Origin of the sequence: Kitasatospora sp. NPDC048407, assembly GCF_043200475.1 — a bacterium.
GTDB lineage: Bacteria > Actinomycetota > Actinomycetes > Streptomycetales > Streptomycetaceae > Kitasatospora.
The window spans coordinates 335,195-351,065 of sequence record NZ_JBICXW010000006.1 but is presented as its reverse complement, the minus strand read 5'-3'; the positions used below and the strand labels follow the sequence as shown (position 1 = coordinate 351,065).

At 74.2% G+C, this 15,871-nt stretch carries 14 protein-coding genes and 1 pseudogene; 2 read left to right on the top strand and 13 right to left on the bottom strand.

Annotation, left to right across the window (positions count from 1 at the left end):
* Nucleotides 1–149: 149 nt before the first annotated feature.
* From ACGFWJ_RS15410 to bldG, 5 genes are all read right to left on the bottom strand, one after another.
* The gene (locus tag ACGFWJ_RS15410; RefSeq protein WP_392949395.1) at nt 150–638 is read right to left on the bottom strand and encodes a DUF3592 domain-containing protein; all 489 of its coding nucleotides are present in this window, start codon (nt 636–638) and stop codon (nt 150–152) included.
* Between the two features lie 383 nt (nt 639–1,021).
* On the bottom strand, nt 1,022–2,548 hold the full coding sequence (locus tag ACGFWJ_RS15405) for a methyltransferase (RefSeq protein WP_387860810.1): 1,527 nt from the start codon (nt 2,546–2,548) through the stop codon (nt 1,022–1,024).
* Between the two features lie 66 nt (nt 2,549–2,614).
* On the bottom strand, nt 2,615–3,340 hold the full coding sequence (locus tag ACGFWJ_RS15400; protein WP_392949392.1) for a small secreted protein: 726 nt from the start codon (nt 3,338–3,340) through the stop codon (nt 2,615–2,617).
* Between the two features lie 170 nt (nt 3,341–3,510).
* On the bottom strand, nt 3,511–3,918 hold the full coding sequence (locus ACGFWJ_RS15395) for an ATP-binding protein (RefSeq protein WP_392949389.1): 408 nt from the start codon (nt 3,916–3,918) through the stop codon (nt 3,511–3,513).
* A 156-nt stretch (nt 3,919–4,074) separates the two neighbouring features.
* The gene (gene bldG / locus ACGFWJ_RS15390; protein ID WP_073807489.1) at nt 4,075–4,416 is read right to left on the bottom strand and encodes an anti-sigma factor antagonist BldG; all 342 of its coding nucleotides are present in this window, start codon (nt 4,414–4,416) and stop codon (nt 4,075–4,077) included.
* Between the two features lie 223 nt (nt 4,417–4,639).
* Between bldG and ACGFWJ_RS15385 the strand changes: the two genes are divergently transcribed.
* Nucleotides 4,640–7,036 carry a DEAD/DEAH box helicase gene (locus tag ACGFWJ_RS15385; RefSeq protein WP_392949386.1) on the top strand — a complete coding sequence of 799 codons (2,397 nt, stop codon included), beginning with the start codon at nt 4,640–4,642 and terminating at the stop codon, nt 7,034–7,036.
* Between the two features lie 102 nt (nt 7,037–7,138).
* Here ACGFWJ_RS15385 and ACGFWJ_RS15380 read toward each other — a convergent pair.
* The 7 genes and pseudogenes from ACGFWJ_RS15380 to ssd form a co-directional block, all read right to left on the bottom strand.
* Nucleotides 7,139–7,363, bottom strand: a pseudogene (locus tag ACGFWJ_RS15380) (Rv3654c family TadE-like protein); the annotation flags it as partial.
* A gap of 114 nt (nt 7,364–7,477) precedes the next feature.
* Nucleotides 7,478–7,816, bottom strand: a complete 339-nt coding sequence (locus ACGFWJ_RS15375) for a TadE family type IV pilus minor pilin (RefSeq protein ID WP_387639054.1) — start codon at nt 7,814–7,816, stop codon at nt 7,478–7,480.
* Between the two features lie 37 nt (nt 7,817–7,853).
* Nucleotides 7,854–8,105 (bottom strand): DUF4244 domain-containing protein, encoded by a 252-nt coding sequence (locus tag ACGFWJ_RS15370; RefSeq protein ID WP_392949383.1) that lies wholly within the window; start codon nt 8,103–8,105, stop codon nt 7,854–7,856.
* Between the two features lie 43 nt (nt 8,106–8,148).
* Nucleotides 8,149–8,937, bottom strand: coding sequence for a type II secretion system F family protein (locus ACGFWJ_RS15365; RefSeq protein WP_392949380.1), 789 nt, complete (start codon nt 8,935–8,937; stop codon nt 8,149–8,151).
* A gap of 150 nt (nt 8,938–9,087) precedes the next feature.
* Nucleotides 9,088–10,206: a type II secretion system F family protein gene (locus tag ACGFWJ_RS15360; RefSeq protein WP_392949377.1), complete on the bottom strand. Its 1,119-nt coding sequence runs from the start codon at nt 10,204–10,206 to the stop codon at nt 9,088–9,090.
* A gap of 94 nt (nt 10,207–10,300) precedes the next feature.
* Nucleotides 10,301–11,827 (bottom strand): TadA family conjugal transfer-associated ATPase, encoded by a 1,527-nt coding sequence (locus ACGFWJ_RS15355; protein WP_392949374.1) that lies wholly within the window; start codon nt 11,825–11,827, stop codon nt 10,301–10,303.
* Nucleotides 11,828–11,836: 9 nt separating this feature from the next.
* Nucleotides 11,837–12,937: a septum site-determining protein Ssd gene (ssd, locus tag ACGFWJ_RS15350; RefSeq protein WP_392949371.1), complete on the bottom strand. Its 1,101-nt coding sequence runs from the start codon at nt 12,935–12,937 to the stop codon at nt 11,837–11,839.
* 639 nt (nt 12,938–13,576) lie between these two features.
* Here ssd and ACGFWJ_RS15345 point away from each other — a divergent pair.
* Complete coding sequence (locus tag ACGFWJ_RS15345) at nt 13,577–14,416, top strand: HAD family hydrolase (RefSeq protein ID WP_387861109.1); 840 nt, start codon at nt 13,577–13,579, stop codon at nt 14,414–14,416.
* 453 nt (nt 14,417–14,869) lie between these two features.
* On the opposite strand, the gene ACGFWJ_RS15340 is transcribed toward ACGFWJ_RS15345, so the two are convergent.
* Nucleotides 14,870–15,751 carry an oxidoreductase gene (locus ACGFWJ_RS15340; RefSeq protein ID WP_392949369.1) on the bottom strand — a complete coding sequence of 294 codons (882 nt, stop codon included), beginning with the start codon at nt 15,749–15,751 and terminating at the stop codon, nt 14,870–14,872.
* Nucleotides 15,752–15,871 lie beyond the last annotated feature (120 nt).

The following is a 15,871-nucleotide window of genomic DNA, read 5'->3' as shown; positions in this document are numbered from 1 at the left end:
CCGGCGCGTCCATGGGCGGTCCGGGCGGGTTTCCGCGCACTCCGGGCACCGCGGAAAGCGGACCGGACGGCGGTGGAGAAAAGAGGAGCGGAACAGCGCGCTCCGTAATCGGGCGGGGGCCCTCGCCGGTTCGTCGGCGCGGGGTGGGGTCAGCGCAGGGCGAGCGCGAGCAGGGACAGGCCACCCGCCAGCGCCGAGGTGCCGAGCAGCGCCCAGAACAGGTCGGCGGGCAGCGAGGGCAGTTCCTGGTGCGCGGCCAGCACCACCCGCTCCGGCCGGCTCGGGTCGTACGCGACCTGAACGGCCGCACCAACGGCCAGCTGCGGCGGGCGGCGCAGCGGCGTGTGCCCGCGCGGACGGGCCAGCACCAGGTGTCCCAGCGGATCGGGGTGCAGTTCGTGAACGGTGCCGAGCCCGGCCTCGACGAACCCGCCGGCGGCGTCCACGGAGTAGGAGAGCAGCGGGCTGCTGTCCATCGCGTCGGTCCGGTCCCGGTCGGCGACCACCTGGGCGGTGGCGGGCGCGCCGTACCGGCGCAGACGGTGGCGAAGGCGCAGTTCCACGGCGCACCACAGCAGCAGCGCGCTCCCGAAGACCACCAGGACCGCCCCGCCCACCAGCGTCGTCGGCGTCTCCACCAGGTCCTCCCCCGCACTGCCCACAGCCTGTGGACAGCACCCTGGCACCCGGTGGACAACCTGCGGCGGACTCCCGGCGTCCGAGGGGCCACCCCCGGGGAACGCCCGGGTGAACACGGCCGCCGGCCGGGGCCTTCGGTGTCCAACGCGGCCGGACCGCCCAGGTCACCCGAAGCACCGACCACGCGGACGCGTCATGCCGATACTTCAGGTGACCAATGTCACCGCCCGGACAACGACCGGTTCGGGCCCGGCCGGCTCCGCTCAGGGCCGGTTCAGCCTCGGCCGGTCCCGCTCAGGGCCGGTTCAGCCTCGGCCGGTCCCGCTCAGGGCCGGTTCAGCCTCGGCCGGTCCCGCTCAGGGCCGGTTCAGCCTCGGCCGGCTCAGCGGACCGGCTCGATGAACCCCTGCTCGGTGAGCAGCCGCAGCGACTCGGGCACCCGGGCCCGCAGCTGCGCCGCGTCCTCGCCGAGCAGCTGGGCGATCGCGTCGACGATCTCCCCGGCGGCCAGCGTGCCGTCGCAGACGCCGACGAAGCCCGCGCCGACGGTGTCCACCTTGGTGGCGCGCCGCATGCCCCGGTTGTGACGGAGCACCACGTGCTCGGGGTCCTCGGAGCCGGGTGCGCCGATCTGCTCCTGCACCACCTCGTCGGCGAGCAGGTAGCGGGCGGCCAGCAGCCCGGCGTCGTCGTGGCCGCGCAGGAAGTCCTGGCGGGCGAACCACTCCTCGATGTGCGGGCCGAGCGGCTGCTCCACCGGGTGCGGCCACTCCTCGATCCGCACCACCGGGTCGGCCGCGCCGGACGCCCGCAGGGTGATCCAGCCGAAGCCGATGCCCTCCACGCCGGCCGCCTCGAAGCTGTCCAGCCACTCCTCGTACCGGGTGCGGTACTCGTCGCCGCGGTGGTCGCCGCCGTCGCGCAGCCACAGTTCGGCGTACTGGGCGACGTCCTGCACCTCGCGTTGCACCACCCAGGCGTCCAAGCCGGTGCCGGCCACCCAGCCGGCCAGCCGGTCACGCCAGTCCTCGCCCTTGACGTGCTGCCAGTTCGCCAGCAGCTGGCAGTAGCCGCCGGGCTCCAGGTGGTCGGCGGCGCCGCGCACCACGCTGCGGCACAGCTCGTCGCCGGCCATCCCGCCGTCCCGGTAGGTGAACCGGCCTGCCGGGGAGATCACGAACGGCGGGTTGGAGACGATCAGGTCGAAGCGCCGCTCGCCGATCGGCTCGTACAGGCTGCCCTCGGCGGTGGTGACGTTGTCGAAGCCGGACAGCGCGGCAGTCAGCCGGGTGAAGTGCAGGGCGCGCGGGTTGAGGTCGGTGGCGGTGACCCGCTGGGCGTGCCGTGCCGCGTGCAGCGCCTGCACACCGGAGCCGGAGCCCAGGTCCAGCACCTCGCGGACCGGGCGGCGCACCGTCAGGTTGGCCAGCGTGGTGGACGCGCCGCCCACCCCGAGCACCAGGTCGCGGCGCTCGACGCCGGCGTCCGTCCGCCCGGAGCCGATGCCGCCCGCGCCGCCGACGGCGCAGCCGAGGTCGGACACCACCCAGGCGTCCGCGCTGGGCAGGCCGGCCACCTCGTCGGCGTACGGCCGCACGTCCACGGTGGCGCGCAGCTCGGCGCCGTCGCGCACCAGCCAGCCGTCGGTCAGCAGGCCCTCGACGGGCAAGGCGGCCGCGGCGGCGGCCTCCGGCACCGGCTGTTGCAGCAGGAACAGCCGCACCAGGGTCTCCAGCGGCGAGCCGCCGCGGGTCGCCCGCAGCGCCGGGACGGCCTCGCTGCGGGCCAGCGCCGCGTACGCGGCCGGGCCGAGCAGGTCGAGCAATCCATCGGCGGTGAAGGAGGCCTTCAGCAGCGCCTCCCGCAGTTCCGCCGTCCGGGCGGTATCAAGAACGGGGCTGTTCGTCACCCCGCCATTCTCCCCCGTCCACCGGCGCGGCCCGTCCACCGCACCCGGCGACGGGCCGACCGGTCGTCAGCTCTTGCTCGGCGAAGCCGATCCGGCGCCCTGGTCGGGCGCCCCCGAGGACGGCGCGCCGGATGACGGGGCACCGTTGCCGCCGGGCGACGCGGACCCGGACGGGCTGGCGCTGCCGGACGGGTTGGCGCCGGACGACGGGTTGGCGCTGCCGGACGGGTCGGCGGCGGGTGCGCCGGCGCCGGCCGCCTTGCAGCCGGGCTGCTTCTTGATCGCGTCGCCGAGGTCGCCGCTCTGCAGGGTGGCGAGCGCGCCAGTGGAAACCTGGGACAGGCGCTGCACCTGGTCGCCGACGCTGCGCAGGCCGTCCGCGAACTTGGCCTGATCGGCGTTGGTCAGCCCGTCCAGCTTCTTCTGCGCGTCCAGGTAGCCCTGGGCGACCTGCTTCAGCTCGTTGACGGCGTCCTGCTGGACCTTCGCCCCGTTGTCGATCTTCGGCACGCCGGCCTTGTCCACCGCGTCCGCCAACTGTTGGTTGGTGGTGGCCAGCGCGGCCAGGTCGGTGGACAGCCGCTTCTGCAGGTCGACGGGGGACTCGCCGTCCTTGACGTTTCCGGTGTCGGCGAGCGCCGCCCGGGACTGCGAGATCGGGTCCCGCGCGGCATCGCAGACGTTCTTCGCCCAGCCGTCGAGCTTCTTCGCCGAATCGTCGGCGGAACAGCCGACGGCGGCGAGCGCGAGCAGCGCGCCGAGCGTGGAGACGGTGACCAGTCGCTTCTTCACCGGGGCCCTTTCGGTCGCTGACACCCGGTCCCGGGCATCGACCAGCGAACCTACACGGCCGCCCGCCCCCGGCTGCGCGGAAGGCCGCGGCCAGCGACATCCGGGCAGCTCAGCGGGCCCGGCCCGACGCAGGGACTCCAGGCGGGGGCGTCTCAGGCGTCGGGCGGGTCTCAGGCGTCGGCCGGGGCGACCGACCAGCTCATCCGGATCACACTGCCGTCGTCGCCGTTGCCGACCTCGACGTCCTCGACCAGGCCGGTGATGACCGCCAGGCCGAGCGCGTCCTCGTCCTCGGAGCCGCCGCCCGCGGCACCGGCGGCGTGCGCCGGCCCGGCCTCGTCGGCGACCTCGATGAGAAAACGCTTCTCCTGCTCGATCAACGCGACCCGGACCGCCCCGTCGACGCCGTTGCGCTGGTGCAGCGCCACCGCGCGGGAGCAGGCCTCGCCCACCGCGAGCCGCAACTCGTCGAGCACCGACTCGTCCACCCCCGCACGTCTGGCCACCGCGGCGGCCACCAAACGGGCGGTCCGCACGTGCTCGGGCAGTGCGCTGAATCGAAGTTCGACGGTTGCCATGTCTCCCCTCCGGGGTTGCTCCCCACCGCCGGGCACACCGGCCCGCACGGCGGAGGCGGGAACACCGACCGCGCCGGCCGGGCAGGGCTCAGCGCCCGGCCGACCGGCGGCGGTCGATCGAGAAGATTCGGTTGGAACGGCGGACCGAACGGAAGGTCAGTCGGTCGCCGCGACGGCGTCGTCCACCGAGTTGTGGATCGGGAACACCTTGGTCAGACCGGTGATCCGGAAGATCTTCAGGATGCGCTCCTGGTTGCACACCAGGCGCAGCGAACCCTCGTGCGCGCGCACCCGCTTCAGGCCACCGACCAGCACACCGAGGCCGGTGGAGTCGAGGAAGTCCACGCCCTCCATGTCCACGACCAAGTGGTAGTTGCCGTCGTTGACGAGCTCGACAAGCTGCTCGCGCAGCTTGGGGGCGGTGTACACATCGATCTCGCCGCCAACCTCGACGACCGTGCGATCGCCGACAGTACGGGTCGACAGGGACAGGTCCACGGAACCTCCAGCACCTTGCCTTGCTACGTCATTGCGATCTTCAGCCCCACGGCTGCGACCACGTGGTCGCAGGCCCAGGGCGCGGCAAACCGGCAGGTCGGAGCCTCGGTTTCTGCGGCCCTCGGCCATGCGGCCGTCACGGGCTTCATTCAACCACTTGCGACCATGGGCGCACGATGGTTAACAGCGATTCTCCGTCACGCCGGTGACACACTGGGTCTTCATGCCGCCCCGTCACCACCAGCCCGAGGCCCTGCTCGCGACGCTTTCCACCGAGCGCGGCAGGTCGGATCGCCTCACCCATACGGAGCAATTGCCCGCACGCGAGGCGCGCTATGCGCCTTGGCCGGAAGGAATCCGTCAGGAGGTGGTCGCGGCCGCCGCCCAGTTCGGCGTGCTGCTGCCCTGGGCGCACCAGGCCGAGGCGATGGACCTGGCCGCGGCCGGGCGGACCACCGTGATCGCGACCGGTACCGCCTCGGGCAAGTCGCTGGGCTATCTGGCCCCCGTGCTGAGCGACCTGCTGACCGGCACCGAGGCCCGCAACGGGCGCGGCGCCACCGCGCTGTACCTCGCCCCCACCAAGGCGCTGGCCGCCGACCAGCGCCGGCGCGCCGCCGAACTCGTCCCCGACCGGGTCCGGGTGGCGCTCTACGACGGCGACACGCCCCCGCAGGAGCGCGAGTGGGTCCGCCAGTACGCGTCGTACGTGCTGACCAACCCCGACATGCTGCACCGCGGCATACTCCCCGCCCACCCACGCTGGTCGTCCTTCCTGAAGGCGCTGAAGTACGTGGTGATCGACGAGTGCCACACCTATCGCGGGGTGTTCGGCTCGCACGTCGCCCAGGTACTGCGCCGGCTGCGGCGGTTGTGCGCCCGCTACGGCGCGTCGCCGACCTTCCTGCTGGCCTCCGCCACCACCGCCGAGCCGGCCGTCACCGCGCAGCGGCTCACCGGCCTGCCCGCGACCGCCATCACCGAGGACTGCTCGCCACGCGGCCCGATGGTGTTCGCGCTGTGGGAGCCGCCGCTGACCGAGAACGTCGGCGAGCACGGCGCGCCCGTCCGCCGCTCCGCCACCGCCGAGGCCGGCTACCTGCTCACCGACCTGGTCCACGGCGGCACCCGCACGGTGGTCTTCGTCCGCTCCCGCCGGGCCGCCGAACTGGTCGCCCTGCAGGCCCAGGAGCAGCTCGGCCAACCGCTCGCCGCCCGGGTCGCCGCCTACCGCGGCGGCTACCTGGCCGAGGAGCGGCGGGCCCTGGAGCGCGACCTGCACACCGGACGCCTGCTCGGCCTGGCGTCCACCTCCGCACTGGAACTCGGCGTGGACGTCTCCGGCCTGGACGCCGTCCTGCTGGCCGGCTACCCCGGCACCCGGGCCTCGCTCTGGCAGCAGGCCGGACGCGCCGGACGCGAGGGCCAGGGCGCGCTGGCGGTGCTGATCGCCCGCGACGACCCGCTGGACACCTATCTCGTCCACCACCCCGACGCGCTGTTCGCCACCCCCGTCGAGGCGACCGTCCTCGACCCCGACAACCCGCACGTGCTCGCCCCGCACCTGTGCGCCGCCGCCGCGGAACTCCCGCTCACCGACGCCGACCTGGAACTGTTCGGCCCGTCCAGCGAGCCGCTGCTCCCGATACTGGAGCGACGCGGACTGCTGCGCCGCCGGAGCGACGGCTCCTGGTACTGGACCCGCCGGGAGCGCGCCGTGGACGGCGTGGACCTGCGCGGCAGCGGCGGCAGCCCCGTGCAGATCGTCGAGGCGGACACCGGACGGCTGCTCGGCACCGTGGACGCGGAGGCCGCGCACACCACCGTGCACACCGGCGCCGTCCACCTGCACCAGGGACGTACCTATCTGGTCCGGGAGTTCGACCTGGAGTCCTCGGTCGCACTGGTCTCCCCCGCGAATCCGCCGTACACCACCTCCGCTCGGGACGTCACCTCGATCTCGATCCTCTCCACCGACACCACCGAGGAGTGGGGCGAGGCCCGGCTCAGCTTCGGCTCGGTCGAGGTGGTCAACCAGGTCGTCGGCTACCTGCGCAAGCGGATCTCCACTGGCGAGATCCTCGGCGAGAGCAAGCTCGACCTGCCGCCCCGCACCCTGCGCACCCGCGCCGTCTGGTGGTCCGTCACCGAGGACCAACTCCTCGACGCGACCATCCCGTTCGACCAGCTCCCCGGCGCGGCCCATGCCGCCGAACACGCCTCGATCGGCCTCCTTCCGCTGTTCGCCACCTGCGACCGCTGGGACATCGGGGGCGTCTCCGTACCGCTGCACCCCGACACCGGCCTCCCCACGGTCTTCGTCTACGACGGCCATTCCGGCGGCGCGGGCTTCGCCGAACGCGGCTTCCGCCGCGCGGTGGAGTGGCTGACCGCCACCCGGGACGCCATCGCCGCCTGCGAGTGCGACCGCGGTTGCCCGTCCTGCGTCCAGTCCCCCAAGTGCGGCAACGGCAACGATCCCCTCGACAAGGCCGCCGCCATCCGCCTGCTCACCACCCTCCTCGCCCACGCTCCCGACCGGCCGGACAGCACCGACACTCTCGGCCCCTCCGACGCCCCCGACGCCTCCGGCGACGGCGCGGCCGGCCCGCTCGACTGACGGCCCGTCCGTTTCAGCGGCGTTGTCGCCCCAGGCCCACACCGGGCCGGCCCGGGAGCGGGCTCGGGCCGGCCCGAGCGGGACGGGCAGGCCCCGGATCGGGACCTGGACGACCACCTCCACCGCGTCCCGGTCCGGCAGGACGCGGCAGGAGACGAGGTCGGCTCGCTCCTGGGCCCGGGTCAGTTCGGCTGCCCGGCCACAGCCGCCGTCCGGGTCGAGCAGTAGGCGGTCGGCGGCGGCCAGCGCGGCCAGGTCGGCCGCCGACTCGGCGCGGTGGCGGGCGACCACGATCTGACCCACCATCAGGCAGGCCGAGAAAACCACCACGCCCAGCAGGCCCAGCGCGACCAGCCACACCGTCGCCGACCCACGGTCGGACGCGGCGGCCTCGGCAGGCAGACGGTGTCGCTCTCGCACGGCAGTTACCTCCTCTCGACGTCAGCTTTCGTCGGTCAGCACGTCCTCGCGGGCGCTCACCGCGGTGGCGGTGAGGCGGACCGACAGGAGGGCGGCGAGGCGGCCTGGGCCCGGACAGGGGGCCTCGACGGTGACCCGGGCGGTGGTCGCGTCCAGCGCGACGGCAACCTTCGCGCCCTCCGGGGCGGCTGCCGCGGCAACCGCTGCCGCGTCGCCGTCCCCGCGGGCGGCGGCCCGGGCGCCCGCCCGGGCCGCGTCCACACAGCGAATCTGGGCACCGGCGGCAACCACTCCCCAGATCAGCATCGCCGCGAGCAGCACCAGGGCAGGCAGGGCCACCGCTGTCTCGGCGGTGACCATCCCCGAGTCCGGCGCCCCCGTGCGGCCGGCCCGGCGCTCACGCCGCATGCAGGGCGCGATCGAGGATCTCCGACAGCGCGCCGGAGACCGTGCCACTGGTCACCACCTTGTAGAGCACCGCCGCGAAGGCACACGCCGCCACCGTGCCGATCGCGTATTCGGCCGTACTCATCCCGGCGTCCGGCGGCCCCTCCGCCATCGTTCGGTACCGGTGGCGCAGCCAGCCGCCGATTCTGCGGGTGGCGCGCACCGCGAGCGCCGGCCGGACAGGCGGGGAGAGAGTCATCATCGGTGAAATCCCTTCGTTGGAGTGGAAATTCGGCAGGTACGGATCAGAGCCGCTGGGAGAAGGTGCCGGTCAGGCCCATCACCACTGGCACGACGCCGATCAGCACGAACGTGGGCAGGAAGCAGAGCCCGAGCGGTGCGGTCGCCAGGACGCCGGCCCGGCGGACCTTCGCGTGCGCCGCCCGTGCGGCCGCCGCCCGCTGGGACTGTGCGAGGCCGGCGAGCGCGGTGGCCGGTGGTGCGCCGCTGAGGGTGGTGCGGGCCAGGCAGCGGGCGAGCGGGGCCATCGGTGGGCAGTCGGTGGCCAGTTGCTCCCAGCAACGCTCCGGGGAGGCACCGAGGGAGAGCTGGGCCGCGATGCCGGACAGGCGGTCCCGCATCGGGGACGGGACGCTCTCCGCGACCGCGAAGGCCGCTCCGGCCGGGGAACCGCTCGAACCGAGACAAGCCGCCAGCAGGTCTGCGGTCAGCGGCAGTTGACGGACCAGCCAGTCATGCTCGGCGGTCCGCCGCCGCTCGCCGGGCGACCGAATCCTGGGCAGCGACCGCCACCCCGCCCAGCCCGCCACCAAACCGACCACCGGGCCCGCCCAACCGCCGACCAGGACGGCGGCGGACACCCCGAGCAGCACGGCCAGCGGCCGGTCGCCCGCCACCCAGCGGATCGCCCGTCGTAAGGCATCCCCGCCCCGGCCACCCCGCCCATCCCGCGCGGGGACGGCCGCCACTGCTGGGACGCAGCGCCCGACCCTGCGCCGGATCGCCCGCCCTCGCACCACCGCCAGTGCCTCGCCGGCCAGGCCCACGGCGGCCACCGGCACCAGGATCACCATGGCGCCCACCTCACCTCCATCGAAACCTCCACCAGAACCTCCATCGATGCCTCCGTCGACTCGAACTCGGATCACTCGTCGACCAGTTGGCGCGCCTCCCCGCGCCGCCCAGCGGGTCACCCCGGCCCCGGACCGGGCCACCGGACCCGTTCACTCCCACCGGTCCGCCCGGACGGCCGGCTGGTCCCCGGCGAGGGGCGATGCGGCGGCAAGCCACCGGTCCTGCCGGGATCGGGAGATCCCACACCCGGAAGCCACCGCCCGGACCGAGTCGGACCGCGACTCGGACCGAACCTCGGGCTGAACCTCAGGCCGGACCGGACGGGGCCCGGCCGGGGCGTCCTCGGCTGCCCGGACGATCCGGGCGGTCCAGGCGATGCCGACGGCCTCCAGGACAGCCCCAGCGAGCAGGCTGAGCAGGCCCGCCGGGGTGTGCAGCAGGACCTGCGCCGGGTGGGCGCCGAGCGCGCTGCCCAGCCCCATGCCCACGGCGGGCAGGGCGGCCAGCACGATCACGGTGGTGCGTGGACCTGCGAGTTCGCCCGCGATCTCCTCCGCGAGCGCCCGCTCGGCGCGCAGCGCGTCCGCGACCTGCTCCAGGCCGAACGCCAGCCCCGTACCGCTCTCGGTGCTGACCCGCCAGCAAGCCGCGACGGCCGCCGCGCCCTCCCCGCCGGGCAGTTCGGCCACCTGCCCGAGGGCTGCGGGCAGGTCCGCCCCGTAGCGGCCGGCGGCCAGCCGGGCAGTCGGCTCGGGGCCGAGGCGACCGGCCCAGTCGGGGGCGGCCCTGGAGATCACCGAGTGCATGGCCTGTTCGGGTGTCGCGCCGCTGCGCAGTTCGGCCGCCAGGCCGGCGCACAGGTCGATCACAGCCGCGGCCCGTCGCCGCGCCGCCCGACCCGCGGCGTACCGCGCACGCCATCGGCGGAGCGGAACCACCGCACAGGCCGCCCCGATCAACGGCAACACCGAGGCGGTGCTCTGCCCGGCTGCCGCTCCAGCGGGGAGCAGCAGCAGTTCGGGCACCAGCCAGCGCGGTCGCCGTCGCCGCCATCCCGCCCGAATCCGGGCGAGCCGACCGGCCGGCACCCGATGCCCGTTCAGCATCCGCCGCAGCCGCCCGTCACCACGCTGCCGGTGCCGGGCCGCCGCCAGCCAGACCGCCCCGAGCAACGCCGCGCCGAGCCCGGCGACCGCACCGAGCAAAGCTGCCGCGCCGGCGGCGCCGGCCGACGCCATCGCCGCCAAGGCCCCGAACTCCCCTGCCATCACGACCTCCTGACCTCGGAGCGCAGCAGTCGCCACGCCACCGCCCCGATCACGCAGAGCCCGACCACCCACAGCAATTCGATCTGACTCAGCGTCATGGCACCTCCACCTGGGGTTCGCAGGAGGGAACGTCAACCGAACCGGTGTCCTGCTCGAGCGGATCGGGTTCGGAGACCGCCTCGGGGTGCGGGGGCAGCTCGACGCCGCGTTCGGCGCAGAGGTCCCGCAGCCTGGTCCAGCCGGGGCCGGGTCGGCTGCGTCCGTCACGGTCGAAGTGGACGGCGGCCGTGGTGCCCGTCAGGCCGCCCGGTTCGGCGATCAGCAGGTGCAGGCCGGTGACCCGGCGTCGGCCGTCGGCGCGGTCGCGTCCGAGGTGGACGACGGCGTCCAGTCCGGCCCGGAGCTGGCTGTGCAGCGACTGCCGGTCGAGTCCGGCGAGCGAGCCGAGGGCTTCCAGGCGGGCAGGCACGTCGGCCGCCGTGTTGGCGTGGACGGTGCCGCAGCCGCCTTCGTGGCCGGTGTTGAAGGCGGCCAGCAGGTCGACCACCTCGGCGCCGCGGACTTCTCCGACCACCAACCTGTCGGGTCGCATCCGGAGTGCCTGCCGCACCAGGTCGCGCAGGGTCAGTTCCCCCAGTGACTCCTGGTTGGGCGGGCGGGACTGGAGCCGGACGACGTGCGGATGGTCCGGCCGGAGTTCGGCGGAGTCCTCCGCCAGCACGATGCGTTCGTTGACCGGGACGAGCCCGAGCAGCGCTGCGAGCAGGGTGGTTTTGCCGCTGCCGGTACCGCCGGAGATCAGCAGCGACAGTCGGGCCCGGAGCGCGGCGGCCAGCAGGTCGGCGCCGGACGGTGGCAGGGCCCCGGCGGCCACCAGTTCGGCGAGGGTGAAGGGCGTGCTGCGGCACGTGCGCAGCGAGATGTGGGTGCAGTCGGCGGCGATCGGCGGGAGGACGGCGTGCAGGCGGGTGCCGTCGGACAGCCGGGCGTCCACCCAGGGTCGGGCGTCGTCCAGGCGTCGCCCGGCGGCGGTGGCCAGTCGGTGGGCGAGCCGGCGAACGGCATCGGTGTTCGGGAAGCGCACCTGGGGCGCGCGCTCCAGGCCCTTGCCTCGGTCGATCCAGATCTGGTCGGGTCCGTTGACCAGGACGTCGGTGACGCCGGGCTCGGCCAGCAGTGGGTCGAGCGGCCCGGCGCCGACGATCTCGGCGCGCAGACTGCGGACGGTGTTGAGCACGTCGGCCCCGCCGAGCGGCGGCCGGGCGGCGCGCAGCGCGGCGGCGACCGAGCCCGCGGTGGGTGCCGCGCCCGCCTCGGCGAGCCGAAGCCGGACGACATCGACGAGTTCGGCGGCCCCGTCCGCAGGCAGACCGCCGGGCGGCCCGTCCCGTTCGGGCGCGGCCGACGCATGTCGGCGGACCAGGTAGCGCACCGGCGGGCCGGCTTCGGCCGGTGCGACGCCCTCGGCGGGCCCCGGCGGGGTGCCGCGCAGGGCCCGGGCGCGGGGTACGGGGATGCGCCGGTGGGTGCGGGTGATCGGCTGCCGGGCGGGCCTCGGCTCGCCGGTGTGCCCGTCGGTGGTGTCGGGGTGGGGGTCGACGGCGTGCAGGCGGTTGGCCATGGGTCCTCCTCAGGCCGCCACGACGGGCGGCATCGCTTCGGTCAGGAATTGCCCGCAGAAGCGGGCCAGCGGCCCGCCGTCCCGCAGGCCGGGCGGGGCGCCCCGTTCGGCGTCCAGGGCGAGGCCGGGCTCGGGGGCGAGCTCCCCGGCCAGGCGCAGGTGCAGGCCGCGGGCGACATCGGCGGCCGTGAGGCCGGACGGCCCGGGGGTGCGGACGACGGCCCGCAGGTCGGCGAGCCGTATCCGGACGGCCCCGGCGACCCGATCGGCGGCGGCCAGCGCGCGCAGTTCGGCGGGGACCACGAGCAGCCCGGTGTCGGCCTGTTCGAGGGCCTGGGCGGCCGCCGCGTCGAGGTGTCTGGGCAGGTCGAGGACAACCAGCCCGCCGCGTCTGCGGGCGGCGGCCAGGACGCTGCACATGGCTTCGGCGGAGATGGTCAGGGTGTCGGAGCGGTCCCAGGACAGCGCGCTGAGCCGGTGTGGCTCGGGCAGTGCCCTGGCGAGCTCGGCACCGCTGATCCGGCCGCGCGAGGCGGCCAGGTCCGGCCAGCGCAGGCCGCCGGCTTGTTCGGCGCCGAGCAGGACGTCGAGTCCGCCGCCGAGTGGGTCACCGTCGATCAGCATCGTGCGGTGTCCGGCGCGGGCGGCGCGGACCGCGAGCGCGCAGGCCAGTGTGGAGGCCCCGGCGCCGCCGCGGCCGCCGAGCACGGCGACGGTGAGCGCGGGTGGTCCGACGCCTTCGGTGGCGTCGGCGATCCGGTCGAGCAGCCAGGGCTGCGCGTCCGGCAGGAACAGCACGTGCTCCGCGCCCAACCGGACGGCGCGGACCCAGATCTCGCCGTCGTCGAGGTCGAGTCCGAGCAGCAGCACGCCGGGGCGGCGGGGCAGGCCGGCGCACTGCTCGGCGAGGTCGTCGCCGACCAGCACCAGTGGGGCGTTCTCCCACAGCGGGGCGGGCGGTGGGGCGCTGCTGAGCAGCCGTGGTTCGGCTCCGGCGGCGGCGCACAGACGGGTGAGCTGTTCGGCGAGGGTCTCGTCGCCGGTGAGGATCAGCGGCCCGGGCTGGGGCTCGGGGCCGGTGGCGTGCGGGTCGGTGACGAATGCGGACAAGGCGGGCCTCCGCGTGGTGCGGGATCGGTCTGACGGCGCGTCGGACGCGGCGGCCCGGGTGGGTCGGCGCGGTGGCGCGGACACCACGGTGGGGCACGGCACGGAATGCGTCAGCCGAGTTCGCAATGCCTGTGGATAACCCGCCCCTGTGGATAACCGAGCTCACTCGGACGGGGGCCAATACAGTTCGGAATTGACGCATCGGAGATGCCAATATGACGCTCAATCCACTACGGAGAGTGACATATGGCTGAGTGCGAAGAACCCTCGACAGCGGCTCGGAAACCGCCGGAACACCCCCTCCGAACCGCCCGTCACGCCACTCCCTGGAGGCTCAATTGCCTAGGGAAATGGCCCCGGACATGCGACGACCCCCGCCGGGGGGGAGAGCGGGGGTCGTCTATCCACGGCCCGACTCGGGGGGGAGGAGCCGGACCGGGTTAGCACGGTCGCGCGAACGATCCGTGACTTCCATGGTGTACCCGACCGCCCAGAAACACAAACCCGCATGCCCGCGGGTCCACCGAATGGCCGCCTGTTTTGCCGATCCCTCTATCCTCGGTTCCCGTGGACACCACCGAGAACGCCGACTTCGCCGACCGCGGTGCCGACTCCGACGCACCGGACTCCACCGAGCCCGTGACGGACACCACAGCGCCCGTCCGACCCGGATACGGCGTGCCGCGGACAGCCGCCTTCTTCGACCTCGACAAGACGATCATCGCCAAGTCCAGTGCCCTCGCCTTCAGTCGGCCGTTCTACCAGGGCGGCCTGATCAACCGTCGTTCGGTGGTGAAGAGCGCCTACGCCCAGTTCGTCTTCCTGGTCGGTGGCGCGGACCACGACCAGATGGAGAAGATGCGGGCCTACCTGTCGGCGCTCACCCGGGGCTGGAACGTCCAGCAGGTGCGGGAGATCGTCGCGGAGACCCTGCACGGCATGATCGACCCGATCATCTACGACGAGGCCGCGTCGCTGATCGAGCAGCACCACGCGGCCGGCCGGGACGTGGTGATCGTCAGCAGCTCCGGCTCCGAGGTGGTCGAGCCGATCGGCCAACTGCTGGGCGCCGACCACGTGATCGCCACCCGCCTGCACGTCGAGGACGGCCGCTACACCGGCGAGATCGAGTACTACGCGTACGCCGAGAACAAGGCCGCCGCGATCCGCGAGCTGGCCGAGCGGGAGGGCTACGACCTCGCCAACTGCTATGCGTACAGCGACTCCTCGACCGATCTGCCGATGCTGGAGACGGTCGGCCACCCGGCCGCGGTGAACCCGGACCGGGCGCTGCGCAAGGAGGCGGTGGCCCGCGAGTGGCCGGTGCTGGTGTTCAGCCGGCCGGTCGAACTGACGCGCAGGCTGCCAGAGTTCCACGCGCCCAGCCGTTCGGTGCTGGCCGCCGTGGCGGTCGGCGCGGCGGCGCTGACGGCCGGAGTGCTCTGGTACAGCGCGCGGCGCCGTCGCCCGGTGGCCTGAGGCCGCGCCGGGCGGATCGGTCCCGCGCGAAGTGGAGCGACCCGACGCGGGGTGGAACGACCTTGCGTCGGGCGACGGTTCGCCATATCGGACAAACCGCACGGGAACCCGTCAAAGCATCCCTTTTCGGGTTCCCCTTTTGTCTGATCTGCGGTAGAAATGGGTTAGGCCCGCGAGACCCGGTCAGGACCCCAAAGGGGTCGTTCCGACAACGCAGTTCAGGCCCCACGGACCCGTGTACGGACAACTGGGCACCCACATGCAGCCGACCCGCTGTCGGGCCGCCGCACCAGGCGAAGGGCAACAGGACCCCGCCTGATGGGCATTGCACGGTGCATGCACTGGTAACCCGGTCTCCGTACCAGCGGCGACGCCCGGAAGTCTCGGACGTCGCCGCAACTGCGTTGCCGGGGCTTCCCGTTCAGCCCCGCCACCGCTTGGACGGTCGGAAGGTCAGACCATCCCGCGCTGCATCGCCTCGCACACCGCGGTGCTCTCGCGGACGCCGAGACCGAGCCCGGCGGCGCAGTGGGTGAGCCAGCGGGCCATGCCCTCGGGGGTGCCCTCCAGGTAGCCGAGCAGGGCCTGCCGGTAGGCGGCGGTGCCGAGTTCGGCGAGGCCGACCTCGGCGGGGCAGATCGCCTTCGGGTCGAGGCCCTCGGCGGTCAGCACGATCCGCTGGGCGGCCCGGGCGACCAGGCCGTTGTAGCTGCCGAACGGGCGCAGCGCGAGCAGTTCGCCGTGCACGACGGCGGCGACCACCAGGGCGGGCGCGCCGCCGGTGGGGCGATCGGCGCGGGCGGCCAGCAGTCCGGCGAGCTGGTCGAGGCGGGCGGCCGCCTCGTCGGCCGGGGGCGGCGGCGGGAGTTCGCCGACCGGCCCGTCGGGCGCGGCGCCTTCGGTGGCGGCGATTTCGCGTGGGAACAGCGGTGCGGGGTTCTCACCGGCCCGGCGCGGGCGGCCGGCGGACGGGTCGGCCTCGCCGACGGCGAGCAGGTGGAGGCGGGCCAGCACCTGGAGCGGGGAAGTGCGCCAGACACTGAGCAGCTGGCCGGCCTCGGCGGAGAGGCGCAGGGCCGCGCCGATCGTCCGGGCCTCGGGGTCGGCGCCGAAGTCGGTGCGGCGGCGGACCTCCTCCAGCGGCCAGTCGGCGCCCTCCAAGGCGGCGGAGGCGCGGGCGCCGCGCAGTGCGGACTCGGACGTCACCTCGCCGGCCCGGCGCCGCATCACGCGGTGTCCGTAGAGGCGGTCGACGTTCTTGCGCACCTCGGCGACGGCCTCGGGGACCCCGGCCAGCTGGGCCAGCGGGGCGAGCGGGTCTGTTCCTGTGGTCACCTACCCGAGAGTAATGAATCGTCCGGGCCGTCGGGCAGCAACCCCCGGGTCACCCTTTCGTGGCAATCCGCCTTTCCCCCATGTGCGACACCCCAAACCACCGCTAGCATGAGCCGCAAT